This window comes from Streptomyces sp. NPDC041129 (genome assembly GCF_055592265.1).
Window position 1 is genome coordinate 160,252 of sequence record NZ_JBVIYV010000011.1, and the last position, 25,054, is coordinate 185,305.

Sequence of the window (25,054 nt, forward strand, 5' to 3'; positions counted from 1 at the left end):
CGGGCTCGGCGAGGTTCAGGAAGGGGCCAGGGGCGCCACGGCGGTCAGGACGGCCCGCGCCGCCTCGGCCGGCCGTGTGCGCGGGAAGTAGTGGCCCCCGTCGGGGAGTTCGTGCAGCTCCACGCGGTCGGCCAGCAGCAGCCAGTCCCGGTGGCGGTCGGCGTGCCCGGCGGTGTGCGGGTCGTCGGCGGCGACGACCACCGAGACCGGAGCGGCCAGCCGCACCGGCGGCGGGCTCTGCAGCGCGTCGCGGAAGTAGCGGTGCGCGGACACGCAGTCGTGCCGGTAGGCGGCACCGATGTGCCCGGCGTGCCGGTCGTTCAGCTCGGCGAGTTCGGTGTAGCCGCTGTCCGAGGTCAGCCGGGCGGCGATCTCGGCGTCGCTCCGGCCGCTCAGCTCCTCGGCTGCGGCCCGCCGCTCGTCGGCGGTGCCCAGCAACTGTGCGCCGAGGAACACCCGGGTCACGTCCACCCCGCGCTCCTCGAGCCGCCTGGCCGTCTCCACGGCCGGCGCGGCGCCCGACGAGTGGCCCCAGATCATGACCCGGGTCAGACCGCGCGCGGCGATCTCGTCGGCGACCCGCTCCGCCACCCGCGTGATCGAGGCGAACGGCTCGGGACGGTCGGACAGGTCGTGGCCGGGCAGGTCGACCGCGAGGACCGGCAGGCCGCTGCCCGCCAGCACACTCGCCATCGGCTGGTAGTTGACGGCGTTGCCGCCCGCGTAGGGGAAGCAGATCAGCGCGCACTCCGCGGTACCGGCCGCCCGCGACAGCGGCTGGAGCAGTTCGGTGCGCCGCCGGCCCGCGCCGTCGAGCAGGGCCGCGAGGTCGGCGAGGACCGGGTGCCGGGTGATGTCCTTCAGGGACACCGCGCGGTCGAGCGCGATGGTGAGCCGGACCGCCGTCAGGGAGGTGCCGCCGGAGTCGAAGAAGTGGTCCGTCCGGCCGATCCGGTGCTCGGGCACGCCGAGCAACTCGGCCCAGGCGCCCGCCAGTTTCCGCTCGGTCGGGGTGAGCGGGGCACCGTCACGCTCCTCGGCTCCGTCGCCCGCCGCGGGTTCCGGCGTCTGCTCGGCCAGCGCGGTGAGCGCCTTGCGGTCGGTCTTGCCGTTGGCGGTCAGCGGCAGTTCCGGCTGCCAGTGGAAGGCCGAGGGCACCATGTATCCGGGCAGCACGCCACCCAGCGACTCCCGCAGCGTCTCCACGGGCCGGCGCTCACCCGTGTAGTAGGCGATCAGGTGCTTGCCCCCGCCGCCCTGCTCGGCGACGACCACCGCGGCGTCCCGCACCCCGGACACCCGCAGCAGCGTGTTCTCGATCTCGCCGATCTCGATCCGGAACCCGCGGATCTTGACCTGGTTGTCCCGGCGGCCCAGGAACTCCAGTTTGCCGTCCGGGTGCCAGCGCCCCCAGTCGCCGCCCAGGTAGAGCCGCTCACCCGGCCGGTACGGGTCCTCGCGGTACGCCTCCCGGGTGCGCTCCGGGTCGTTGACGTATCCCCGGCCCACGCAGACGCCGGAGAACGCGATCAGGCCCGGGGCGCCCATCGGGACCAGCGCCAGCCGCTCGTCCACGACGTGGACGCGGACGTTGTTGACCGCGCGGCCCAGCAGCACCCGCTCGGGCACCCGGTCCATGACCTCGTGGTTGGTGTCGTCCGAGGTCTCCGTCAGGCCGTACGCGTTGACCAGCCCGATCCCCGGCCGGCTCGCGAACCACCGCTGGACCAGCTCCCGTTTCAGCGCCTCACCGGTCACCGACACACGGCGCAGATCGGGAAGCGCGCGGGGGTGCCGCTCCAGATACGCGACCACGACCTCCAGGTACGAGGGCACGACCTGCGCCACGGTGGCCCGGCCCCCGGCCAGCGTGTCGACGAACCGCTCCACGTCCACGATCACGTCCTGCGGGACCAGCAGCGTCCGCCCGCCCACCAGCAGCGCGGACACCAGTTGCCACAGCGAGATGTCGAAGCACTGCGGAGCCGTCTGCGCCACCACCGAGCCCTCGCCGATCCCCAGGTCGTCGATCTTGGCGAAGAGGTGGTTGAGCATCCCCGCGTGTTCGCACATCGCTCCCTTCGGCTCGCCGGTGGAGCCGGAGGTGAAGTAGATGTAGGCGAGCTGTCCGGGGTCGACCCGCACCCCGAGGTCGTCGTCGGCGTGCGGCTCGGCGTAGGCCTCCTCGACCAGCAGCTTCGCGGTGTCCGTGAGGGTGACCAGCGCCTCGTCGAGGGTGCCGGTGCTGCCGGACTCGGTCAGCACCAGCCGGCAGCCGGCCCGGGACAGGGTCGCCGCGATCCGGCCGGCGGGGAAGTGCGGCTCGATCGGCAGGTACACGCCCCCCGCCTTGAACACCGCCAGGGTCGCGGCCAGCCAGTCGAGGTCGCGCTCGGTGACCACGGCGACCACGTCCTCGCGGCCGACCCCCCGGGCCAGCAGGGCCCGGGCCAGCCGGTTGGCCCGCGCGTTGAGTTCGCCGTAGCTCCACTCCCGGTCGCCCTGCACCGCCGCGACGGCCCGCGGATGCTCCCGGGCCCGCCGCTCGAACAGCTCGTGCGCCCGCGCGTCCGGCAGCGGACGGTGCGGCCCGGCGAACCCTTCGAGCTGCTCACGCACCTCGTCGTCGCCCAGCAGGCTCTGCCGCGCGTGCTCGGCGTCCACGTCGGCCGTCATCAGCCGCAGCGCCGTCACGTGGTAACCGGCGATCCGCCGCGCGCAGGCGGCGTCCAGCACATCCGTGCGGTGGCGCAGCCGCAGCACCGGCCGCCCGTCCCGGTCGGCCCACCGCACCTGCAGCACGCCCTCGTCGGCGAACCCGTCCCCGGCGTCCGGGGGTCCGAGCACGATCTCGTACGAGGGCTCGGTCAGCCCCAGTTCCCGCCGCAGTTCCGCCACCGGGAACTCCCGGTGCTCCCGTACCTCCGCCTCGGCCCGCAGGGCGGCGGTCACCAGGTCCCGCCAGGATCCCTCGGGGACGGTGAGACGGCAGGGCAGCGGCTCGCCGCGCGCGCCGGCTGCGTACCCCGTCACCACGTCCCGCTCGCCGGAGAGGGCCGCCAGCACCTTGGCGTGCGCCGCCAGGAGCAGCGCGCCGGCCGGCGCCCCGCACCGCTCGGCGAGGCCGCGCACCGCCTCGGCGACGTCGTCCGGTACGGCCGTCTCGTGCTCCGCCGTTCCCGGCACCGGTTCCCGGACCCACCGCGGCACCGCGGTGGAACCGCCGGCGGTCAGCACACGGCTCCAGAACTCCCGGTCCGCATCCACGTGCGCGCTCATCGAATGGCCTTCCTCGACTCACCGTTCACCGTCACCGAAGCGGCGCCGGCCGACCACGGTGCTGCCTCGAGTTCGCCGTCGCCGGGCCGGCCGGCGGCCTCGGGCATGTCCACGGCGGGGTTGCCGCCCCACCGCGCGTGCGGCGGGACCTCCTCGCCCTTCATCAGGAAGGAGTCGGCCTCCAGTACCGCGCCCTCACCCAGCGTGACGCCGTAGTGCACATGGGATCCGACGCCCAGCGTGCAGCCGTCCCCGAGGGTGGTGCCCTCGGACTTGAAGGTGCCGTCCTCCTGCGAGTGGCACTGGATCTTGCTCCCGGCGTTCAGGGTGCAGTCGTCGCCGATGACGGTGAGGGTCCGCTCCGTCAGGTAGCAGCCGTCGTCGAACACCCTGCGTCCGATGCGCACGCCCATCAGGCGCCAGACGAGGCTCTTGAACGGGGTGCCGTTGAAGATGTTGAGGTGACGGTCCGGAACCTTCCACAGGCGCTCGTGCCGCCAGAAGACGGGGTCGTAGATGGAGCACAACCGCGGGCGCAGCCGGCGGAACCTCATGATCACGCGTTCCACCAGGACGTGGTAGACGGTGGTGAAGACGAGCGTGACCGCCAGATAGAGGGCGATCACCGCCTGCCCGGTCGCGCCGTACAGGTCGACCGAGACGAGGGCGAACAGCGTGAGCCCGAAGGCGTGCACCCACCTGGCGAACAGCATCACGGCCATCGAGCGCAGGTTGTAGCGGTTCTTCGCCGCGAGACGCCGGCGCAGTGTCTCGCCGGTCCTGAGGTCGTCGAACCGCGCGTCCCGCTCCACCGTCCGGGGAATCTCGAAGCACGGCGAACCGAGCAGCCCGACGCCTTCCCTGACCTCCCCGTCCAGGGGCACCATGACCTTCGTCGCCAGCAGGCAGTTCTCACCCGTCCGGCCACCGGCGGGATACGCGATGTTGTTGCCCAGGAAGTTGCGCGCCCCGATCGACGCCCGGGAGAGCCGGAACGACGTGCTGGAGTAGTCCGCGTTCAGGACGGAGAGTCCGTCGGCCACCATCGTGCCGCTGCCGACGGACACCAGGAACGGGGTTTCGTGCTGCACCTCGGTGCCGAAGTTCGAACCCGTCTGCTCGACGTGCGACAGGTCGTATCCGAGCCCGCGCAGATAGTGCACGATGTAGGAACTGTCGCCGAACAGCCAGGCGAAGAACCTGACGTTCGTCATCCGGGCCGTCGCCCGGTGCACCGCGTAGTGGAATCCGTAGAGCGGGTACACCCGGTCGGGCCTGACCACCAGCCTCAGCAGGCGCGGCACTGTGTACAGCACCAGGAGTCCGCCCACCAGGAAGCCTCCGAACAGCACGAGGGACAGCAGCAGCGCGTCGGGGATCAGCTCGGGCCGTGACAGTGCGGCCGTCTGCGGGTCCAGCCGCTTGCCGAGCGCCGGGACCTCGGTGAAGAGCATGTACATTCCGCCGACGGTCAGGGGGATGTACAGGAAGAGGAGCTGGGCCACCGTGACGCACCCGAACCAGGCCCGGCGCACGGTCCCGCACGCGGCCGGCTCGACGCGCACGTAGTCGGTCCCGCCGGGCTCCGCCGGTGAGCCGTGCCAGCGCCCGCCGTCCGGGACCGCCTGGCCGCGGTGCAGGGCCGAGGAGTGGCCGAGCTGCGCGCCGTCGCCCATTGTCGTGTCGATGTCCAGAACGGTCTTCTCACCGACGAACACACCTTGGCCGAGGGTGATGCGGCCTGTCTGGATCCGCCCCGAATGAGCCCGGTAGCCGAGGAGGAACGAGTCCTTGCGGATCACCGTACCGGCGCCGATCGTCACCAGGTCGGTGCAGACCGGCACGGAGCGGGAGAGGATCGTGACCCCCTTGCCGATCCGCGCGCCGAGGGCCCGCAGGTACAGCACGTACAGCGGGTTCCCGACGAAGAGGATCATCGGGTTCGCGTGCAGCAGTACCTTCAGGAACCAGAACCGCAGGTAGCGGGGACCCCAGAGCGGGAACTCGCCCGGGCGCCAGCGGCCCACGAGCACCCATTTGGCGATGATGGGGAACACGCACAGTGCGATGAACCCGAGGCCTCCGAACAGCAGGGACCGCACGTAGATGTCGGCCGCTCCCGAGCCGGCCGCGATCCACTGGTACCCGCGGTCCATGACGAATCCGGCGACCAGGGAGTACACCAGGAAAATCAGCAACTGGAGGAAACCGCAGAGGACATGATTGCGGCTGCTCGTACGCGGTACACGAACCGGTGCGGCGGGGGATGCCGGTGACGAGGCGGTGGGAGAGGCGGCCTCGGGAGCGGTCTCCGTGAGAGCGGCCGCCAGGCTCCGGATCGTGGGGTACCGGTAGATGTCCTTCATGGACGGGGAGGGAAGATCGGTCCTCTTCCTGACCCGTGCGCAGAACTGGGCCATCACCAGCGAGTTGGCGCCGAGATCGGTGAAGAAGTGCCCGTCCACCGGTACGTGCGCGGTGCCCACTACGTCGGCGAGCGCGACGGCGAGTTCCCTCTCGGTGTCCGCTCCCGCCGGACCCGCGTCCTTCCGACTGGTGACCGTGCCTTCGTCCGGTCCTGCTATCTGGACCTCGGAGGACTGTTCCACCATTCGATCTCCTGCAGGGCTTCTGGGACAGCCGACGGCGGGGCACGGCCGGTGCGCGGTCCGAGTGGACCGGGATGCGGCCCGACCGGGCCGTCGGAGGTTCTTGGCGTGTCATTCCTGATCACGAACCGCCAGCTTCAGTTTCGGTCGATCACCGTGAGGCTGCCACTTCGCGGCGTTGGTCATGTTTATTACGAATGACCTAGATACCGGGATTTACCGGCCCTCCGGTGGCCGGGGGCTGCGCGGCGGATCACCCGACCGGCCCTCCCCGGTGCGCCCCGCGAAGCCGCTCACGCCTCGTGCGGCCGACGCGTCCATGCTCGTGTGAGCCCTGTACGCGCCCCCGCCCGGGCGGGCAGACTCCGCCGTGCCGGCACGCGGGACACCGCGGCACCGTCACGCCGGCTGCCCAGTCGTCACCAGGAAGGCGGGTCGGCCACCGTGCTGCTGCGTCTGCCCACATCCGCGTCCGAGGCGCAGGAGTGCCTGGCCGAAGGAGCCGTGCCGATCGGCGGGGCGACCCTGGTGTGGGCCGCCTGGCAGCGGGACGGCTTCCCCGCCCGGGCCATGTCCCTGCGGGAACTGCCTGAGGCCAATGTGATCGGCGGCGACGCGCTGGGCGCCGCCGTGGTCCTCGCCCGCCTCGACGAACGGGTGCCGGACGTGCTGCGCCGCGCCGCCGCCACGGTGGGTACCGGAGCCGTGCGCCGGGCGGCCACGGTCGGCGGCAACCTCCTCGGCAGCACCCTGCGCTGTCTGCTCCCGCCCGCGCTCGTCCTGGACGCCCGCGCCAGGGTGCTCGGCCCGGACGGCGTCCGGGAGACCGGTCTCGCCGAGGTGGCGGCCGGACGCGCGGTGCTGCTGAGCGTGCACTGGCGGAAGCCGCTCGCCGCCGCGTACCGCAAGTTCCCCGGCGCGGACGGGGGCCCGCCGCCCCTGGTCGTCGCCTCCGCGCTGCACGACGGGGAGCGGGGGCCGCGCCTCCGCGTCGCCGTGCGCACCGGCTACGACGTGCTCAGCGAGGACGTCGACCGGGGCGCCGGCGCCGGGGACACCCTCGGCGCGCTGCGTGAGACGCCCCTGGGCGGCCTTCCGCCGGTGGCCTGGAAAGCCGTCCGGGAGCAGGTGTCGGGCCTCCTGGACCGGCCGGAGGGGCGCTGAGCGGTACGCCCGGGGTCAGGCCCACAGCTCCCGGCTGTCGCACACCTGGGCCCCCATGTTCCGCTCCATCATGCGCAGTGCCGCCTCCGCCAGATCCGCGTGGATGTGCGCCACCGCGTCCCGTGGGATCACGACGTCGAAGTGCCGGATGTGGGCGTCGAGGGACGAGTAGAGCACGCACTGCTCGGTGACCTGGCCGGACAGCACGAGCCGCTCGATCCCCTGCTGGTGGAGCAGGTACGTCAGCGGGGTGTCGAAGAAGATCGAATGGCGGGCCTTGACCACGAACAGGGAGCTCCGGTCGGGCCGCAACGGTTCGACGAGGTCGGCATGCGGCCCGGCCAGCGCGTGCTCCAGCAGCTCGCCGTGGTGCGAGCGCCACTCGCCGAAGTTGTCGTTCACGTAGATCACCGGCACGTCCTCGCGCCGGGCCCGTCCCAGGAGGCCGGTCAGCACGGGCACGACGGAGGTCACCGAGGGGATCAGCAGCTCGGCGTCCTTGTGGTCATAGGTGTTGATCATGTCGATGACGATCAGCGCGGTCTTGCCCATGCCGGCAGAGTTCCACTCCGCGGGGGCGGCCAATCGGTCGGTGACAGATAACGATCTCGGCGAACACCTTGCGTAATCCACCAGCGCCTCTAGCCTCCGGCCATGGCTTTTCTATCGCGTCGCCGCCGAGGGGCACGCCTGGCGCCGGAGCTCGGCGACCAGGACCTGGGCAGGCTGCTGAAGTCCCTGCTGGCGACCACGAGGACCGGAACGATCGCGACGACGGACCTGTGCGCCGCCCAACTGTCCCGGCTTCTGGACCAGGAGCCGGGCGACTGGGACCGCCGGACGCACCGCATGAGTGTGCTGGGCGGTTTCCTGGCCGGATCGCATCTGGCGCGGTCCTGGGCCACGCGTGAGCCGCGCGACGCGAACGCACTCGTCCTGCACGCCTGGACCGAGGTCGCCCACGCCCGCACGCGGGGCGGCCTGGACGACGCGGCCGGCACCGTGGACCGCTGTCTGCGGGCCGCCGAACTCGTACCGGAGGATCCCACCCCCTGGGTCGCCCTCCTGGCGGTGGCGCGTCTGGAACGCTGGGCGCAGCCCCGGGTGTTCGGGGTGTGGAACGAGGTGCTCGCGCGCGACCGCTGGAACCGTGAGGCCTATCTGAGCATGCTGGGCTATCTGAACCCCGAGGAGGCCGGATCACGCATCCAGGTCCTGGAGTTCGTGGACACCCTGCGGGCCCGTATGCCCGCGAACGCCCCCTGCGCGGGGACGGAGCTCACCGCCCAGGTCCAGCAGTACCAAGCCGTGCTCGACCGGGGCGGGTTCGAGGCGCTGGTGGCGCGAAACCACTGGTCCCAGGCCATGGCGGCCCAGGCCCTCGACCGTGTCGTCCACACCTGGGTGCGGCCGGGGTTCCTGAACCACGCCGCGGCTGCGGCCGATCTCAACGTCCTCGCCTACGCGTTGCTGGCCGCCGACCGGCGGGTGGAGGCCCGAGCGGTCTTCGAGGTGCTCGACGGCACCGTCACCGCCTGGCCCTGGGAGGCCGGCGGCGACCCGGTCCACGAGTTCGAGCAGGCGCGGCGCAAGGCGACGGCCGGGATGTGACCGGCACCCGTGCCCGTTTCAGAGCGCGTCGGTGAGCAGGGGGAGATAGCCGAGGGAGTGACCGGTCGCCGTCGGGTGGTAGGACTCGCCGAGATCCAGCCAGTCGACGCTGTGCAGCCAGGGTTCGGACGAGCAGATCCCGTGCCCGTCGAACACGCGCCGCACGTCGACGAAGGTGAAGCCGTGGGCGGCGGCGCGCGCGGCGAGCACCTGGTCGAGATGGTCCGAGGCCTCGTTGAGCGCGGACCGCTCGGCGTCCGGCAGGCCGCCCGAACAACTGCCGTGCAACTGGTACAGGCGCGGATAGCCGAACACCACGACGCGGGCGGCGGGCGCCTTGCCGCGGATGGCCGAGTAGAGCCGGTCGAGGTCGCCCGGCAGCGTCTCGTCCGTGGCGGAGCGGGCCTTGGCCACGGCGGACAGGCAGGTGCCGCTGCCGCCCAGCACGCAGGCCGCCATCACGCTGGTGAAGCCCGCGTCCCGGCCGCCCGCCGTGATGGTGACCAGACCGGTGCGCGGGCCGAGCGGGCCGAGCTGCTTCTTCAGCACGTCGCCGGTCCTGGCGCCGTCGCAGGCGGTGAAGCTGAACGACGAGGGGGAGTGGGCCGCGGCCCACAGGGCGGGGAATGACAGGCTGCTGCGCAGGCAGCGCGGCGAGGCGGTGAGGTAGCTGCCGGCTCCGACCCCCGCCGAGTAGGAGTCACCGAGGGCCACGTAGCCCGTGGCCGCGATGCCGGGTGCGGCCGCCGTGGCCGCGGGACCGGCGAGGGTGCAGGCGGCCGCGAGGAGGAGGGCGGCCGCCCAGGGGGCTATGCGGGACTTTCTCATGACTCTCCTCTATCCCGGCCCGGGCCGGGATGCCCGCGCTGGATCCCCGTGCGGCCCGGTCCAGTTGACGGATGCCGCCGCCCGTGGCGCCGGCGGGACGCCCCGTGCGGGAAGGATTGCGGCCGGACGCGGGCACGTGGTGGTGCGCCGTCCCCCCCGGCGGACTTCACCCGATGAGCCGTCACCCGCCCGGCGGCGTAGCGGCCGCCGCTTGCATCGTTGAAACGAACCGTGCATTGGCATGGACCTGACGCGCGTATCGGGACTAGGCTCTGCCCGCGACACTTGAGAGCGCTCTCAGACATCGGCTGTTCCACCCCACTTCTGGAACGACGAAGGGCAACCCCCATGAGACGCACCGGACTTGCGCGTGCCGCCCTGGCCGCACTCCTCGTCCTCGGCGGACTGAGCGCGGCCGGCACCTTCCCCGCCGCCGCGACCGGCTCCGCCGCCGGACCCGCCCCTACCGCACGATCCGCCGAGCCCGCCTCCGAGGGGATCGTCACCGCCATGCGGCGCGACCTCGGCCTGACCCGCACCCAGGCGGTGGCCCGGCTCGCCGCCGAGAAGACCGCCGCCACCCTCGCCCCCAAGATGCGCCGCACGGCCGGCGCCGCATACGCGGGCTCCTGGTTCGACGCCCCGAGCGGGCGCCTGACCGTGGCGCTCACCCGGAACGCCCCGGCCGCCACGCGCCGGGCGGTCGAGCGATCCGGCGCCATCGTCCGCACCGCGAAGCACAGCGCCCGGCAACTGGACGCGGCCAAGGCACGCATCGACCGGCTCACCGCACCCTCGGGGATCAGCGGCTGGCACGTCGATCCGAAGGCCGACACGGTCGTCGTCGAGGTCGTGCGCGGCGAGCGGGCCGACAACGATGTCCAGCGCTTCCTGGCCCAGGCCCGCCGCACCGGGCCCGTCACCGTCGAGGCCACCGCGGCTCCGAGGACCCTGGCCGCCGGCACCGTGGGCGGCGACCCGTACTACACCGGCAACGTCCGCTGCTCCATCGGCTTCTCGGTGTACGGCGGCTTCGTCACCGCCGGGCACTGCGGGCAGCCCGGCGCCGCGGTCAGCGGCTGGGACCGCTCCTACATCGGCACCTTCCAGGGCTCCTCGTTCCCGGACAACGACTACGCCTGGGTCAGCGTGGGCAGCGGCTGGTGGACGGTGCCGGTGGTGCTCGGCTGGGGCACGGTGCCGGACCAGCTCGTACGCGGCTCGAACGTGGCGCCCGTCGGCTCCTCGGTCTGCCGTTCGGGTTCCACCTCGCACTGGCACTGCGGCACGGTGCTGGCGCTGAACGAGACCGTCAACTACAGCCAGGGCGCGGTGCACCAGCTCACCAAGACCAGCGCCTGCGCCGAACCCGGTGACTCGGGCGGCTCCTTCATCACCGGGGACCAGGCACAGGGTGTCACCTCCGGCGGCTGGGGCAACTGCTCCAGCGGCGGCGAGACCTGGTTCCAGCCGGTCAACGAGATCCTCGGCCGGTACGGTCTGACCCTGCACACCTACTGACCGCACGCGGCGGCTCGGGGGGTTCCGCGCCCGGCGCGGAACCCCCACCCGCGCCCCCTGGCACTCCCGGGGCGGCGAGCGCGTCCGCGTGACGGCGGTGGGTCACTGACCGCCGAGTCCGGTCGTGGCGACGGACTTGACGATGTGGCGCTGGAAGAAGACGAAGACCACGACGAGCGGGAGCGCCGCGAGCACGGCGGACGCCATGGTCTGCGCGTACTGGATGCCGTAGGCGTCCTTCACCGAGGTGATGCCGACCGGCAGGGTCATCAGCCGCGGGTCCGACGTCGAGACGCAGGGTCACAGGAAGTTGTTCCAGGCCCCGATGAAGACGAAGATCGCGACGGCGGCGAGCATGGGCCGCGACAGCGGCAGCAGCACGGACCAGAAGACGCGCCAGAGGCCCGCGCCGTCGATGCGGGCGGCCTCCTCCAGCTCCCGCGGCAGCCAGTCGAAGTGCTTCTTCAGGATGAACACCATGCCCGGCGCCACCGTCTGCGGCAGGATCACCGCCGCGTAGGTGTCGACCAGGTGCAGGGTGAACATCGGTGTTCAGGCGCCGCACCATCGCGCGCGCCGCGCGGTCGCTTCGACGCGCAGTTCTCCGACGGCGTCGTCCTCAGCCCGCTGTCCCGGCGCCCGCGCGGCCACCGCGCTACTGGACCGGCCCGCGCCGCCGGACGCCCTGCTCTGCCTCAACGACCACCTGGCGCTGGGCGCGTTGCGCGCTCTGCACGAGGCGGGCCGGTCGGTGCCCGGCGACCTCGACGTCATGGGCTTCGACGACGTCGAGGCCTCCCGCTTCAGCGTCCCCTCCCTGCGACCGTCGCCCCCGACAAGGAGGAGATCGCCCGCAGCGCCGTGTCCCTCCTGCTGGACCGCATCGACGACCCGGAGTCCGGCTCCCCCGAGGACCGGGTGGCGGGGCACCGGGTGATCGTGCGGGAGAGCACCGGGGGCTGAGGCGGTCCGCGGAGTGAACCCCCTCGTCACCCGCGGGCGGTACGCCGAACCCGGGGCCGGGCGCGGACACGCACTCCGTCGCTCAGGGGCAAGCGAACCCGGAGTGACCCGTAGGCCCGCGGGCCCGGTCGGTGTTCACGGGCGCGCGGGCCCACGGGGGATCCGGCAGGGCCCGACACACCGGAACAGGGCCGCGAGCGGCGTCGGGCCGGCGGTTCACAGCACCCGGCGCCGCCGTCCCAGCCATGTCTGGGCGATGACGACCACCGCCAGGAAGGCGCCGCTCACCACCTGCTGGTAGGCCGAGTCCAGGGAGCCGATCTGGTTGATGACGTTCTGGATGACCTTCAGCAGCGCCACCCCGACGAGCGAGCCGCTGATGAACCCGAACCCGCCGGTCAGCAGCGTGCCGCCGATGACCACCGCCGAGATCGCCTCCAGCTCCATACCGGAACCGAGGATCGTCACCCCCGACAGCAGCCACGCCGCGTTCAGCGCGCCCGCGAGGCCCGCGCACACCCCGGACACCGTGTAGACGGCGACCTTGGTGCGGGCCACCGGAGCGCCCATCAGCGCCGCCGCGTCCTCGTTGCCGCCGACCGCGTACACGTACTGACCGAAGCGTGTGCCCCGCAGCACCACCGCGCCCAGCACGAACAGCGCCAGCGTGATCCACACCGGCACGCCGACGCCGAGCAGCGACCCCTGCCCGAGCCGGGTGAAGAACGCGCCCTTGTCCACGAGATACGTCCGCGAGCCCTCGTCGGTCAGCGCCAGCAGGACACCGCGCGCACCGAGCATGGAGGCCAGGGTCACGATGAACGGGGCCAGCCCGGAGCGCGCGATCAGCAACCCGTTGAGCAGGCCGACCAGCCCGCACACCACGAGCGGCAGCAGCAGCGCCACCGCTGTGCCGTACTGCGAACCCCACGCCGCGAGCACCCCGCCGAGGGCGAACAGCGAGCCCACCGACAGGTCGATGCCGCCGGTGACGATCACGAAGGTCATACCCAGCGCGACGACGGCGAGGAACGCCGACGACAGTGCCATGTTCTCCAGGTTGTCACCGGTCAGGAAGGTGTCGAAGCTCAGCGAGGCGACGATCATCGCGAGCACCAGGGTGACCAGCGCGCCGTGCTGCTGGGCGAGCGCGCTCAGCCGCTCCGAGCGGCTAGCCCCCGGCGGCTCGGCGCCGGCCCGGGAGGCGGGGGTCTCTTTCCGCATGGTGGCTTCCCCGGCGTCCGTGGTCATCGCTTCCCCCGTTCGCGTGCCGCGTAGACGGCACCGACGATCACCACGGCCTGCGCGATCTGCGTCCACGACGGGGGCAGGTCGTGCTTGATGAGCGTGGTGGTGAGCAGTTGGATCAGTACCGCGCCCGCGACCGTGCCGCCGATGCGGACCCGGCCGCCGCTGAGCGGGGTGCCGCCCACGACCACCGCGGTGATGGCGGACAGCTCCATCAGGGTGCCCAGCGAGGTCGGGTCGCTCGCGGCGAGCCGGGCGGTCGCCAGCACGCCCGCGATCGCGGCCAGCGCGCCGGAGCACACGTACACCACGACCAGCACCCGGCGCACGGGCAGTCCCGCGAGACGGGCGGCCGGCCGGCTGTCGCCGATGGCCAGCAACTGCCGGCCGAACGTGGAGCGCCGCACGGCGAACGCCACGAGCAGCGCCAGCGCCGCCGCGATCAGCACCAGATAGGGGACGCCCAGCACGTCCCCGGAGCCGAGGGACGCCAGACCGGGGTCGTGTACGTCCTTGAGCTGGGGGAGCAGTACCAGGGCGAGCCCCCGGGCGGCGACCATCAGCGCGAGCGTGGCGACGATCGGCTGCACACCGACGAAGGCGACCAGCGCCCCGCTCGCGAGGCCGGCCGCCATGCCGCCGACGACCGCGATCAGCGCGCCGATCCCGGGCCCGTACCCGAGGTACAGCGACAGCAGCGAGGTGGACAGCGCCATCACCGAGCCCACCGACAGGTCGACGCCCTCGGTGCCGATGGCGAGCGCCATGCCGAGGGCCACGATCAGCACGGGCGCGACCTGCACGGCCTGGGTGCGGAAGTTCTCTGCGGAGGCGAAGTGCGGGGTGAAGGCGAAGTTGAACAGCAGCAGGACCACCACACCGCCGTAGACGCCGTAGTCCTGCAGCAGACGCAGCGTCCGGTCCCGGTCCACCGTGCCCCGGGCGAGGCTCAGTTCAGTCATCGTGCCCTCCGGCCGGTACGGCGGCGATCGCGCGCATCAGCTCGTCCTCGGTGACGGCGTCGCCGGTCAGCTCCCGCACCACGGCCCCGTCCTTGAGGACGATCACGCGGTCGCTGCCCTCGATCAGTTCCTCGGTGTCGGAGGAGATCAGCAGCACCGCCAGGCCGTCGTCGGCCAGTTCGTCGACGAGTGCCTGCACCTCCGCCTTGGCACCCACGTCGATGCCCCGGGTCGGCTCGTCCAGCAGCAGCACCTTGGGGTGCAGGGCGAGCCACCGGGCGAGCAGAACCTTCTGCTGGTTGCCGCCGGACAGTTCGCCCACCTTCTGGTGGGGTCCCGCCGCCTTGATGCGCAGCCGCTTCATGAAGGTGTCGACGATCCGGTCGACGCGGGCGTCGTCGACCAGGCCGAACCGGGACAGTCCCGGCAGCGCGGCGAGCGCGATGTTCTCCCTCACCGACAGGCCCGGCACGATGCCCTCGGTCTTGCGGTCCTCGGGGAGCAGGCTGATACCGGCCCGGATCGCCGCCGCGGTGGAGCCGCCGCGCACCGGTTGACCGGCCACCGCGACCCTCCCGCCGTCGACGGGCAGGGCGCCCGCGATGGCCTTCGCGGTCTCGCTGCGCCCCGAACCGAGCAGCCCGCCGAGCCCGACCACCTCGCCCGGACGCAGCGACACCGACACTCCGTCGAGCTGATGACGGATGCTCAATCCCGCAGCTTCGAGGACCGGTTGAGTCGTGGTGTCGTGGGAGCCGGTGAACTTGGTGAGCCCCTCCTCGCGCACCTCGCCGATCTCCCGCCCGAGCATGAGAGCGACCAGCCGGAGCCGGTCCAGCTCGGCGAGCCGGCCGGTGTGCACCACCCGGCCGTCCCGCAGCACGGTGACCGCGTCGCAGATCTCGTACAGCTCGTCCATGCGGTGACTGACGTAGATCACCGCGATGCCCCGCTCACGCAGGGTGCGGATCACCCGGAACAGTGTGCGCACCTCCCGGGGTTCCAGCGAGGAGGTGGGCTCGTCCATGATCACGACCCGGGCGTCGATCGCCACCGCGCGGGCCAGCGCGACCATCTGCTGGGCGCCGACGCCCAGTTCACGCAGGGGGCGGCGGACGTCGACCCGGATGCCCATCCCGCGCAGGGTGTCCTCCGCCTCCCGGTGCATCCGCCGGAAGTCGATCAGGCCAAGCCGGCCGCGCGGCTCGCGGCCGAGGAACAGATTGCGGGCCACGCTCATCAGCGGGACGAGGTTGACCTCCTGGTAGATCGTGGAGATCCCCGCCTGCTGGGCCTGGAGCGGCGTGGCGAAACGGACCGCGGAGCCGTCGTAGGACATCTCGCCGGCGTCGGGATGGTACACGCCGGTGAGCACCTTGATCAGGGTCGACTTGCCCGCGCCGTTCTCGCCCACCAGGGCGTGCACCTCCCCGGCGCGGGCGGTGAAGTCCACGTCGGACAACGCCCGTACGCCGGGGAAGGTCTTGCACAGTCCGGTGACGTCGAGCATCTCAGAAGGCCTTGCCCAGGTCGGACTTGGCATTGGCCTCGGTGTAGGAGCTGTCCTGGATGACGATGTCCTGGGCGACCTTCTCGCCCTGGGTGAAGCTGTCCAGGGTCTGGAAGGCCAGCGGCCCGAAGCGCGGGTTGGACTCGATCACACCGGAGATCCAGCCGTCCACGATGCCCTGCACGGCGTTGCGCGTGCCGTCGATGGTCACGATCTTGACGTCACCGGGCTTCTTGCCCGCGCTCTTGAGGGCGTTGACCGCGCCGAGGCCCATCTCGTCGTTCTCGGCGTATATGCCCTTGATCCCGGGCTTGGACTGGATCAGGTTCTCGGTGACCGACTGGCCCTTCTCCCGGGCGAACTCGGCGGTCTGCCGGAACACGATCTTCAGGCCCGGAGCCTTCTCCTTGACGCGGTCCTCGAAGCCCTTGGTGCGTTCGGTGGTGACGTTGTTGCCGGCCGCGCCGAGCAGGATCGCGATCTCGCCCTTGCCACCGGTCGCGGCGATCATCTGGTCGGCCGCCCGCTTGCCCTGCTCGACGAAGTCGGAGCCGATGAAGCTCACATAGTCCTTGCAGGCGGTGGCGTTGATCTTGCGGTCGACCGTGACGATCGGGATGTGCTTGGCGGCCGCCGTGCGCAGCACGGGTTCCCAGCCGTCCGAGTTGAGCGGGGCGATGACCAGGAGGTCGGCGCCCTTGGCGATGAGGTCCTGGACGTCGCTGATCTGCTTGGAGAACTGCGACTGGGCGTTGGCGGTGAGCAGTTTGACGCCCCGCTTCTGTGCCTCCGCCTTGATGGAGGCGGTCTCCGCGATCCGGAAGGGGTTGGCCTCCTTCTCGGACTGGGAGAACCCGACGGTGGCGGACTTCAGGTCCAGCTTCTTGCCGCCGTAGGCGTCGATGGCGCAGGCCGGTCCGGAACCGCCGCTCGGCGAGGCGACGACCTGGCCGGCGTCCTTGTCCTGCGAGGCGGCCTTGTCGCCGCCGGAGTCGTCCTCCGACTTCGCGCATCCGGTCATGAGGGCCAGGCTCGTGGCGAGTCCGGCGGCGATGAGGGTCCGCGCACAGGCGCGACGCAGTGGTGCTGTGGGCTTCATGGGAGTCCCCAAACGGCGTGGCCCCGGGGCGCCGTTGGCGCTCACGGGGGTAGGACGGCTTGCGGTCAACTCGGCGTGCACGTCGTTCAGGGGAGGTTTTTACATCGTTGGAAGAGCGCTGTAAACCCTCCCGTCCGAAATCCCGGCCGGGCGCCCTGGGTTCCGCGTCACCGTCGCCCGAGTGTGCTCTCCCGCTCCACCAGCCGGAATTCGGCGGTGAGTTCGCGCCCGCCGGGCTCCTCGCGTCCCGACAGACTGCGCAGCAGAGAGCCCACCGCCATCCGCGCGATGGCCTGCTTGTCCGGCGCGATCGTGGTGAGCGACACCGCGCCGAAACGGCCTTCGGCGATGTCGTCGAAGCCCACCACGGCGACGTCCCACGGCACCCGCAGACCCCGCTCGTGCAGCACCCGCATCGCACCGATCGCGATCAGGTCGTTCAGCGCGAACACCGCGTCCGGCCGCACGCCCGAGTCGAGCAACTCGGCCATGGCCCGCGCGCCGTCGTCCCGGTCCCAGCCGCCGACCGGGACCACCAGGTCGTCCGGCGCCGGCACCCCGGCCGCCGCCAACTCCTGCCGCCAGCCGACGAGTCGCAGGTGGGCCGGGCGGTTCGCGGAGTCCGTGCGGGCGCCCAGGTAGGCGATCCGGGTGCGGCCCCGGCCCAGCAGATGGCGTACCGCGGCCCGGGCGGCGGCCACGTTGTCGATGGCGATGTGGTCGTGCGGGGCGTCGTACTCGCGCTCACCGAGCAGCACCAGCGGAACGTCGTCGGACCGCCCCTGCAGGTCCTCGGCCTCCAGTTCCAGCGGGCTGAGGATGAGTCCGTCGATCACCCGGGCCCGGAAGCCCTGACTGACCAGCACCTCCTGCTCGCGCCTGCCGCGGGTGTGGTCCAGCAGCACGGTGTACTCGTGCTCCGCCGCCGCGTCGACCACCGCGCCCGCCAGTTCGGCGAAGTACGGGTTGCCCAGCTCCGGCACGGCCAGCGCGATGATGCCCGTGCGGCCCTTGCGCAGATGCCGGGCGGTCAGGTTCGGCCGGTAGCCGAGCTCGTCGATGGCCTGCTGCACCCGGGCCCGCATCCCGGGTGTGACGTGCGGATAGTTGTTCACGACGTTGGACACGGTCTTGATCGAGACGCCGGCCCGCTCGGCCACGTCCTTCAGGCTGACCCGCAAGGGGATCTCCTCGGCATCGATGGGAGCTCCGAAGGGCGGAGCCATGTCATGACTCTGGACAGCGGCCGGGAGCCGTGCTCTCATGCCAACTGCCGTGCTTCCAACGTTGTACAGACTGAAGCAGAGAGCCGCCACCCTTCCTCAGCCACAGGGAGATCCGTGCGCATCAGATCGTTCCGACATCGACTCTCACTCCTCCTGGCAGCCGCCCTCGGCGTGGCCGGACTGACCGCGGCGCCCAGCGCCACCGCGGCGGACGACCCCGTCGAGGTCCACGGCCTCAAGGGCGAGTACTACACCCAGTCCGCCCCCGGAGCCTTCGACTTCGACCAGCTCAAGGCCACCGGATTCGACCCGGAACTCGACTTCGACTCCCTGGAGTCCCGCCTGAACTCGGCCACCGGCCGGTCGGACGACGTCAGCGTCCGCTGGACCGGCCGGATCGTGCCCGAGAAGACCGGTGCCACCACCTTCTCGATCATCGGTGACAACGGATTCCGCCTCTGGGTCGACGGCAGACTCGTCATCGACCACTGGGTCGACGACTGGGACCGCGAACAGACCGGCGACCCGGTCGAGTTGACCGCCGGCAAGGCGTACGACATCAAGGTCGAGTACTTCGAGCACTACGGAGGCTCCAACCTCCATCTGCGCTGGACGCCGCCGGGCGGCACCAAGACCGCGGTACCGCAGTCGGCGTTCCTGCTGCCCGAGGGGTACGCCTACGACGGCGCCATCGCCACCACCGTCCTGAAGGACGGCCGCACCCTGCGGCTCGACTTCGCCCAGGCGCTGGCCAAGCCCACCGCCGCGCTGACCAGCCACCTCGGCGCCGTCATCGGCGGCGCCACCTGGCCGCTCGGCACCGCCCGGCTGGACCCCGCCGACCCCAGATCCCTGCTGGTCTCCCTGAAGGAACCGGTCGTCGGCAACAAGTCCGGCACGGCGCCCGGCCTGGCGGACGTCCGCTACGACGGCGAGGGCGGACTCACCGGCGAGGACGGCAACGTTGTCAGCGCGTTCTGGAGCAGTGGCGGCAACCACTCCACCTACGAGCTGCGCACCAAGTGGGCCGACGACGTCACCCCGGCCAACGCCCACCGCGAGTACCCCAGGCCGCAGCTGACCCGCGACGCCTGGCAGAACCTCAACGGGAGCTGGCAGTTCGCCGCGGCCAAGCAGGGCGAGCAGCCGCCGGTGGGCCGCACCCTGGGTGAGCGGATCCTGGTCCCGTACCCCGTCGAGTCCCAGCTCTCGGGCATCGAACGGCACGAGGACCGCATGTGGTACCGGCGCACCTTCACCGTCCCGGCCGGCTGGAAGGTCGGCGACCACAAGCGGCTCCAGCTGAACTTCGGCGCCGTCGACTGGCAGGCCGACGTCTACGTCAACGGCACCAGGGTCGCCGAACACAAGGGCGGCTACGACAAGTTCAGCGCCGACATCACCGACGTCCTGAAGCCCGGCCGCACCCAGGAGCTGATCGTCGGGGTCTACGACCCGACGGACGCCTCGGGCGGCGAGAACCCGCCCATGGGCAAGCAGCGACTGGACCCGAGCGGCATCTGGTACACCCCGTCCTCCGGTATCTGGCAGACCGTGTGGCTGGAACCCGTCGCCGCCGACCACGTCGACCAGCTGAAGCTGACCCCGCACGTCGACACCGGCACGCTCACCGTCGAACCGCAGGGCGCGCGCGACGGGGTACCGGTCACCGCGACCGCCTACGACGGCAAGCGCCGGGTGGCCACGGCCACCGGCAGCACCGGCCAGGCCCTCACCCTGAAGATCCCGAAGGCCCGTCTGTGGTCCCCGGACGACCCGTTCCTCTACGACCTCGAGGTGAAGGTCGGCGACGACCGGGTGGGCAGCTACTTCGGGATGCGCTCCATCGCCGTGGAGAAGGTGAACGGCGTGCCGCGCACCGTCCTCAACGGCAAGCCGGTCTTCATGATGGCCACCCTCGACCAGGGCTTCTGGCCCGACGGCCTGCACACCGCGCCCAGCGACGAGGCACTGGCCTACGACCTGAAGATGCACAAGCGGATGGGATTCAACTCCGTCCGCAAACACATCAAGGTCGAACCCGACCGCTGGTTCTACTGGGCCGACCGGCTCGGCCTGCTGGTGTGGCAGGACATGCCTGCCATGACGGCCGGGGTGAACCCGTCGACCGCCGCCCGCGCCGAGTACGAGCGGGAGATGAAGCAGATGATCGACGAGCACATCAGCAGCCCGTCGGTCGTCATGTGGGTGGTCTTCAACGAGGGCTGGGGCCAGTACGACATCGGCCGCGTCGCCTCCCAGGCCAAGGCCTGGGACCCCACCCGCCTGGTGAACAACATGTCCGGCCTCAACCTGGGGGCGGACGGCGGAGCCGGCGACGTCATGGACGAGCACGGCTATCCGAGCCCGGCCCTGCCACCGCATCCGGACGGCCGACGCGCCCTGGTCGCGGGCGAGTACGGCGGTCTCGGCCTCGCGGTGCCGGGGCACGCCTGGTCGGTGCAGCAGTCCTACGTGGACGTCGACCCCAGCACCTACACCGACGACTACCTGGACAAGCTCGGTGAGGTGCACGCGCTGGCCTGCAAGGGCGGCAACGGCGCCGTCTACACGCAGATCTCGGACGTCGAGGGCGAGCTCAACGGCCTGATGACGTACGACCGCAAGGTGACCAAGCCCGACGTGCGGCGACTGAAGGCGGCCCAGGACGCGCTGATCGACGACGCCTCACGGGCGGTCGTGGCGGGCTGCGCCTGACCTCGGGGCAGCGGCGGCGGCCGTCGCCTCCCCGCGAACCGCCGTACCGCTGCCCGGGGCCACTGCCGTGACCGTCCCCGGCCCGGTCCGTCCGCCGCTTCGACGGCGGGTGGGCCGGGCCGGGCCCGTACGGGCGAGGAAGGGGCGGTTCCGTGCGCCTGCTCCGGCGTTCAGGGGGCAGACGGGGCAGGGAAGGAACTTCCCAGGAGAGGAATCCACCCATGCTCGGCATAGGCGCGGCAGTACTGTTCTTCATCTCATTCCTGATCAACGCGGCGGACCTCAGCACCAATGACACGTTCTCCTCGGTCAACGTCATGCTGCTGGGCCTGACCCTGCTGGCGCTGCACGTGGCGGGCATCGGCTCCACCTGGTCCCGCAGACGCTGAGCCCCGACGCCGAACGGCCGGTGACGATCCGTCATCGGCCGTTCCGCGTTCTCAGGGCCGCCGCCCCCAGGCCATCACCATGCCCGGGCCCAGCTCGGCGAACCGGGGCGAGGCCAGGTAGGCCAGTGCCTCGTCGATGACGGCGCCGTCCACCCGCCCGGTCTCCTCCAGCCGGGGCCGCATCCGGTTCCACGTCTCGGACCAGAAGAGGGTGAGGGGGCTGCCCGCGATCATCGGCGGGCAGCAGAGCTCCGCGGCGACGTCGCTCAGACCCTCCTCCCGCAGGAAGCGCGGGTACGCCGGGACGGAGGTGGTGTCGGTGCCGATCGTCGACCTCAGCGCCTGCCACATGGCGTCCATGACCCGCCGGTACGCGGACGAGGTGTCCAGTGGATCCGGCACCTCGAAGGCATCGGCGAGCACCAGCCGGCCGCCGGGGTTCAGCCATCCCGCGAGCCGGGAGATGATTCCCCGCCGCTCGGGCAGGTGCATGAGCACGAACCGGGCGTGGATCAGGTCGAAGGTGCCGGGCCGAAGACCCTCGTCCGTGAGATCGGCGGTGAGCACCCGCAGCCGCGGGTCCGCCAGGGTGCTCAGACCGCTGGTGTCCCGGTCCAGCGCGACGACCTCCGCCGCCCCGGTCTCCTCCAGCAGCCAGCGCGTCACCGTGCCGGTCCCGGCCCCGACGTCCAGACAGCGGGCTCCGGGGCCCACGCCGAGCGCCCGGAGCCGCCCGGTGGTGACGGGGTCGTACGCCAGGGCGGCGGCGTCGATGCGCTCGGCCTCCTGAGGGTGCCCCGGCTCGAAGAGCGTTTCTCCGTAGTGGCCGTCGCCGACTGCTCCACCGGGCGGCGCACCGGTCATGACCGGGCCTCCCGCCGCTCGGCGGAGCAGGCTTCGTGCGGGGGGCCGAAGGCCTGGGGCGGAGGTGCCGGTCGTCCGGCGGGGGCGGTCTCACTCGGCATGCGGCGAGCGTCCGTCACGGTGCCGAGGCTGTCAATCGACACACCCGGCGGGGGGCGGACGCACCGCCGAACGGCTGTGACGGTGCGCCGCCCTCGCCCTTGTGATCGTCCCGGACCCGGCATCGGCACCGGCCGGGGAATATCCCGGCCGGGTGTGACCTTAGGCTGGACGAACGTAGAAGCTGCAGGGCGAGGGAGCGACCGATGACAGTGGGAACCCAGCGAGCCGTACTGGCCGGCGGTTGTTTCTGGGGCATGCAGGATCTGATCCGCAAGCAGCCCGGCGTCGTGTCCACGCGCGTCGGCTATTCCGGCGGAGACACGCCGAACGCCACCTACCGCGATCACGGCGACCACGCCGAGGCCATCGAGATCGTCTTCGATCCCGCGGCCACGAGCTACCGCGACATCCTGGAGTTCTTCTTCCAGATCCACGACCCGACCACGCGGGACCGCCAGGGCAACGACATCGGGCGCAGCTACCGGTCCGCGATCTACTACGCGGACGAGGAGCAGCACCGCGTCGCCGTGGACACGATCGCCGACGTCGAGGCGAGCGGACTGTGGCCGGGGAAGGTGGTCACCGAGGTCGAGCCCGTGGGCGACTTCTGGGAGGCCGAGCCCGAGCACCAGGACTACCTGGAGCGCTATCCGAACGGCTACACCTGCCACTTCCCGCGCCCCGGCTGGAAGCTGCCGCGCCGGGCCTCGTCCACGGCGAACTGAGGCGGGGCAACCGGCCGGGGATCCCGTCGCCGGCCGGAAGTCCCTTCACCGGCCGTGAGCCCGGTGGGCCGTCGGACCGTCAGGCGGCGGGGGCCGGCGCGTCGAAGTAGTGGCCCTTGCCGAGGTCGGCGAGGAGTCCGGGCTCGCCCGGTTCCCAGCCCAGCAGTGCGCGGGGGAGGGCGTTCGAGGCCGAGGGGCCGAGGCCGAGGAAGCCGCCCAGCCGGGAGCGGCAGGCGCACCCCCGGGCATTCGGCCTCAGAAGACCGGCCGCACCTCTCCCACCTCCCGGCCGCCGCCCAGCAGGGGCATGCGGCCCACGCGGTCGACCACGGGCGCCGTGACACCGGCCAGGCGCAGGGCGCGAGCCAGGACCGGTCCCAGGGCCCGGCCGCCGCCGTCCTCGATCTTGAGGGCCAGGGCGCGTCCGTCCGGCAGGGCGAGCCCCTGGACGGCTTCCGCGCCCACCTTCGCCAGCGTGCCCGGCAACTCCCGCATCAGCCAGGTGTCGTGACGGCGGGTGCCGGCGACGTACTCGGGGTGGGCGCGCATGGCGTCGGCGACCCGTCGCTCGGCCGTGCCGGGCTCGGCGAGGACGTGGGAACGGAAGGCGCGGGCGAGGCCGGTCAGGCTGATCGCCATGAGCGGTGCCCCGCAGCCGTCGGTGCCGACCGCCGCCACCGGCTCCCCGGCCGCCTCCTCCACCGCCGTCCGGATGAGCCGCTGGAGCGGGTGTCCGGGGTCGAGGTACGACTCCAGCGGCCACTCCCGCAAGGCGGACGCCGCGAGCATCGCCGTGTGCTTGCCGGAGCAGTTCATGGCCACCGGATCACGGCGGGCGCCCGCCGCCAGGTACCTCTCCTGCTCCTCCTGGTCCAGGGGGAGGGCGGGCGGACAGAGCAGGTCCTCGGGGCTCAGCCCGTGCTCGTCGAGCATCGTGCGGACCAGGTCGCGGTGAAAGGCCTCGCCCGAGTGGCTGCCGGCCGCCAGGGCCAGCCGTTCGCCCGCGAGCGGCAGTCCCGCCCGCAGCATGCCCGCCGCCTGCATCGGCTTGTTGGCGGAGCGAGGGAACACAGGGGACGTCACGTCGCCGAGCGCCAGCTCCACCGAGCCGTCCGCCGCGAGCAGCACCAGGCTGCCCCGGTGCCGCCCCTCGACGAATCCGGAACGGACGACCTCGGCGAGGACCGGAGCGGTGCGTGACTCGGCTGTGGCTGTGGCTGTGGCTGTGGTGGTGGCGGACTCGGACATGGGCGGTGACCTCCCGGACGCGGATCGGGGCGGCCCGCCCGTCCGGCCGCCCCGGATCGGCGGAGCCGCCGGCCGGCCGAGCGGGTCGTCCACCTGGGCTTCCGCGTCACGGTACCGGCGAGTGATCTCCGCGCCGCGGCCGGAGGTGCGGTGCCCTCGGGCCGTGATCCCCTGACGCCTGCCGTCACTGCCGTCACTGCCGTCACTGCCGGTCGGGGTCGAGGGGCGCCTGCCGGCCCTGCGCCCCGGGCGCTCCCGTGCGCAGGCCGTCCATGACGAGGTCGAGGAGCCTGGCGGCGCGTGACCGCCAGTCGTCGTGCGGGTCGAGCTGCCAGAGGCCCGCGATGGCCAGAACGAAGTCGTCCGCAGTGATGCCGGGGCGGATCGTGCCGGCCTCCTCGTTGGCGCGCAGCAGCAGTTCCGCCGCGGAGGTCACCGGAGTGTGCGTCGGCTTCGCCGGACTGCCCGGTGTGCCCGTGACCTGGCGGATCGCGTCGGCCAGGCCGGCCTTGGCCATGGCGAACTCGGCCAGCCGGTCCATCCAGGCGCGCAGGGCCTCCTCGGGCGGCCGGGTCCGCAGGAGTTGGGCGGCGCTGTCGGCGACCTGCTGTATCTCGTGCCGGTAGATCTCCAGGACGAGCGCCTCGCGATTGGGGAAGTTCCGGTAGAACGTGCCCTGCCCGACGCCGGCCTTCTTGGCGATCGCGCTCAGCGGGGCGTCCGCGCAGCGCGTCAGCTCAACGAGGGCGACCTCCAGGATGCGCTCACGGTTGCGCTGCGCGTCCGAGCGCCGGGGTGAGTCGTCTCTGAGTGGCACTCGTCCTCCTCGCAGGTCCGTGGCCGAACCTCGCCCTTGCTAACCGGACAGCTGTCCGTTAGGTTTTCCAGGTAGCGGACAGCTGTCCGGTTGTTGCGTCCACGATAGCCGGGGCCGGGAACCCGCGGCAGTCCGCGTCCGTCCTTTCGGTCCAAGCGCCCCGCACCTCGG

18 protein-coding genes and 2 pseudogenes are annotated in these 25,054 nt (G+C 72.0%); 7 read left to right on the plus strand and 13 right to left on the minus strand.

What is annotated here, in order from left to right; genetic code table 11:
• Positions 1-15 precede the first annotated feature (15 nt).
• Entirely contained in the window at positions 16-3,279 is a 3,264-nt protein-coding gene (locus ACZ6B1_RS29600) for a non-ribosomal peptide synthetase (RefSeq protein WP_468783314.1), read from the minus strand.
• Positions 3,276-5,891 (minus strand): Pls/PosA family non-ribosomal peptide synthetase, encoded by a 2,616-nt coding sequence (locus ACZ6B1_RS29605; protein WP_468783316.1) that lies wholly within the window; start codon positions 5,889-5,891, stop codon positions 3,276-3,278. Before ACZ6B1_RS29605 ends, ACZ6B1_RS29600 begins: the two co-directional genes overlap by 4 nt.
• A 441-nt stretch (positions 5,892-6,332) precedes the next feature.
• Here ACZ6B1_RS29605 and ACZ6B1_RS29610 point away from each other — a divergent pair, with 441 nt between their 5' ends.
• Positions 6,333-7,052, plus strand: a complete 720-nt coding sequence (locus tag ACZ6B1_RS29610) for an FAD binding domain-containing protein (RefSeq protein ID WP_468783318.1) — start codon at positions 6,333-6,335, stop codon at positions 7,050-7,052.
• A gap of 15 nt (positions 7,053-7,067) precedes the next feature.
• On the opposite strand, the gene ACZ6B1_RS29615 is transcribed toward ACZ6B1_RS29610, so the two are convergent.
• Positions 7,068-7,604: a cysteine hydrolase family protein gene (locus ACZ6B1_RS29615; protein WP_468783320.1), complete on the minus strand. Its 537-nt coding sequence runs from the start codon at positions 7,602-7,604 to the stop codon at positions 7,068-7,070.
• A 102-nt stretch (positions 7,605-7,706) separates the two neighbouring features.
• Between ACZ6B1_RS29615 and ACZ6B1_RS29620 the strand changes: the two genes are divergently transcribed.
• Entirely contained in the window at positions 7,707-8,663 is a 957-nt protein-coding gene (locus ACZ6B1_RS29620; protein ID WP_468783322.1) for a hypothetical protein, read from the plus strand.
• Between the two features lie 18 nt (positions 8,664-8,681).
• Here ACZ6B1_RS29620 and ACZ6B1_RS29625 read toward each other — a convergent pair whose 3' ends face one another.
• A complete protein-coding gene (locus ACZ6B1_RS29625; protein ID WP_468783324.1) occupies positions 8,682-9,491 on the minus strand; it encodes an SGNH/GDSL hydrolase family protein in 810 nt (269 codons plus the stop codon).
• Positions 9,492-9,839: 348 nt separating this feature from the next.
• Between ACZ6B1_RS29625 and ACZ6B1_RS29630 the strand changes: the two genes are divergently transcribed.
• Positions 9,840-11,012 (plus strand): S1 family peptidase, encoded by a 1,173-nt coding sequence (locus ACZ6B1_RS29630; RefSeq protein ID WP_468783326.1) that lies wholly within the window; start codon positions 9,840-9,842, stop codon positions 11,010-11,012.
• A 102-nt stretch (positions 11,013-11,114) separates the two neighbouring features.
• Here ACZ6B1_RS29630 and ACZ6B1_RS29635 read toward each other — a convergent pair.
• Positions 11,115-11,558: pseudogene (locus ACZ6B1_RS29635) on the minus strand (carbohydrate ABC transporter permease); the annotation flags it as partial.
• Positions 11,559-11,646: 88 nt separating this feature from the next.
• On the opposite strand from ACZ6B1_RS29635, the pseudogene ACZ6B1_RS29640 reads away from it, so the two are divergent.
• Positions 11,647-11,975 (plus strand): annotated as a pseudogene (locus ACZ6B1_RS29640) (substrate-binding domain-containing protein); the annotation flags it as partial.
• 216 nt (positions 11,976-12,191) lie between these two features.
• Here the strand turns inward: ACZ6B1_RS29640 and ACZ6B1_RS29645 are convergent.
• The 5 genes from ACZ6B1_RS29645 to ACZ6B1_RS29665 form a co-directional block, all read right to left on the minus strand.
• The gene (locus ACZ6B1_RS29645; RefSeq protein ID WP_468783328.1) at positions 12,192-13,199 is read right to left on the minus strand and encodes an ABC transporter permease; all 1,008 of its coding nucleotides are present in this window, start codon (positions 13,197-13,199) and stop codon (positions 12,192-12,194) included.
• A gap of 23 nt (positions 13,200-13,222) precedes the next feature.
• A complete protein-coding gene (locus ACZ6B1_RS29650) occupies positions 13,223-14,185 on the minus strand; it encodes an ABC transporter permease (protein WP_468783330.1) in 963 nt (320 codons plus the stop codon).
• A complete protein-coding gene (locus ACZ6B1_RS29655) occupies positions 14,178-15,695 on the minus strand; it encodes a sugar ABC transporter ATP-binding protein (protein WP_468783332.1) in 1,518 nt (505 codons plus the stop codon). Before ACZ6B1_RS29655 ends, ACZ6B1_RS29650 begins: the two co-directional genes overlap by 8 nt.
• A gap of 1 nt (position 15,696) precedes the next feature.
• Positions 15,697-16,794 carry an ABC transporter substrate-binding protein gene (locus ACZ6B1_RS29660; RefSeq protein WP_468783333.1) on the minus strand — a complete coding sequence of 366 codons (1,098 nt, stop codon included), beginning with the start codon at positions 16,792-16,794 and terminating at the stop codon, positions 15,697-15,699.
• Positions 16,795-16,961: 167 nt separating this feature from the next.
• Complete coding sequence (locus ACZ6B1_RS29665; RefSeq protein WP_468783502.1) at positions 16,962-17,975, minus strand: LacI family DNA-binding transcriptional regulator; 1,014 nt, start codon at positions 17,973-17,975, stop codon at positions 16,962-16,964.
• A 159-nt stretch (positions 17,976-18,134) separates the two neighbouring features.
• Here ACZ6B1_RS29665 and ACZ6B1_RS29670 point away from each other — a divergent pair, with 159 nt between their 5' ends.
• The gene (locus ACZ6B1_RS29670) at positions 18,135-20,738 is read left to right on the plus strand and encodes a PA14 domain-containing protein (protein WP_468783335.1); all 2,604 of its coding nucleotides are present in this window, start codon (positions 18,135-18,137) and stop codon (positions 20,736-20,738) included.
• Positions 20,739-20,959: 221 nt separating this feature from the next.
• Positions 20,960-21,127, plus strand: coding sequence for a hypothetical protein (locus tag ACZ6B1_RS29675; RefSeq protein WP_358934114.1), 168 nt, complete (start codon positions 20,960-20,962; stop codon positions 21,125-21,127).
• Between the two features lie 51 nt (positions 21,128-21,178).
• On the opposite strand, the gene ACZ6B1_RS29680 is transcribed toward ACZ6B1_RS29675, so the two are convergent.
• Complete coding sequence (locus ACZ6B1_RS29680; RefSeq protein ID WP_468783337.1) at positions 21,179-21,991, minus strand: class I SAM-dependent methyltransferase; 813 nt, start codon at positions 21,989-21,991, stop codon at positions 21,179-21,181.
• A gap of 305 nt (positions 21,992-22,296) precedes the next feature.
• Between ACZ6B1_RS29680 and msrA the strand changes: the two genes are divergently transcribed.
• The gene (msrA, locus tag ACZ6B1_RS29685) at positions 22,297-22,818 is read left to right on the plus strand and encodes a peptide-methionine (S)-S-oxide reductase MsrA (RefSeq protein ID WP_468783339.1); all 522 of its coding nucleotides are present in this window, start codon (positions 22,297-22,299) and stop codon (positions 22,816-22,818) included.
• A gap of 255 nt (positions 22,819-23,073) precedes the next feature.
• Here msrA and ACZ6B1_RS29690 read toward each other — a convergent pair whose 3' ends face one another.
• Complete coding sequence (locus ACZ6B1_RS29690; RefSeq protein WP_468783341.1) at positions 23,074-24,066, minus strand: asparaginase; 993 nt, start codon at positions 24,064-24,066, stop codon at positions 23,074-23,076.
• 202 nt (positions 24,067-24,268) lie between these two features.
• Positions 24,269-24,883, minus strand: coding sequence for a TetR/AcrR family transcriptional regulator (locus ACZ6B1_RS29695; RefSeq protein ID WP_468783343.1), 615 nt, complete (start codon positions 24,881-24,883; stop codon positions 24,269-24,271).
• Between the last annotated feature and the right edge of the window lie 171 nt (positions 24,884-25,054).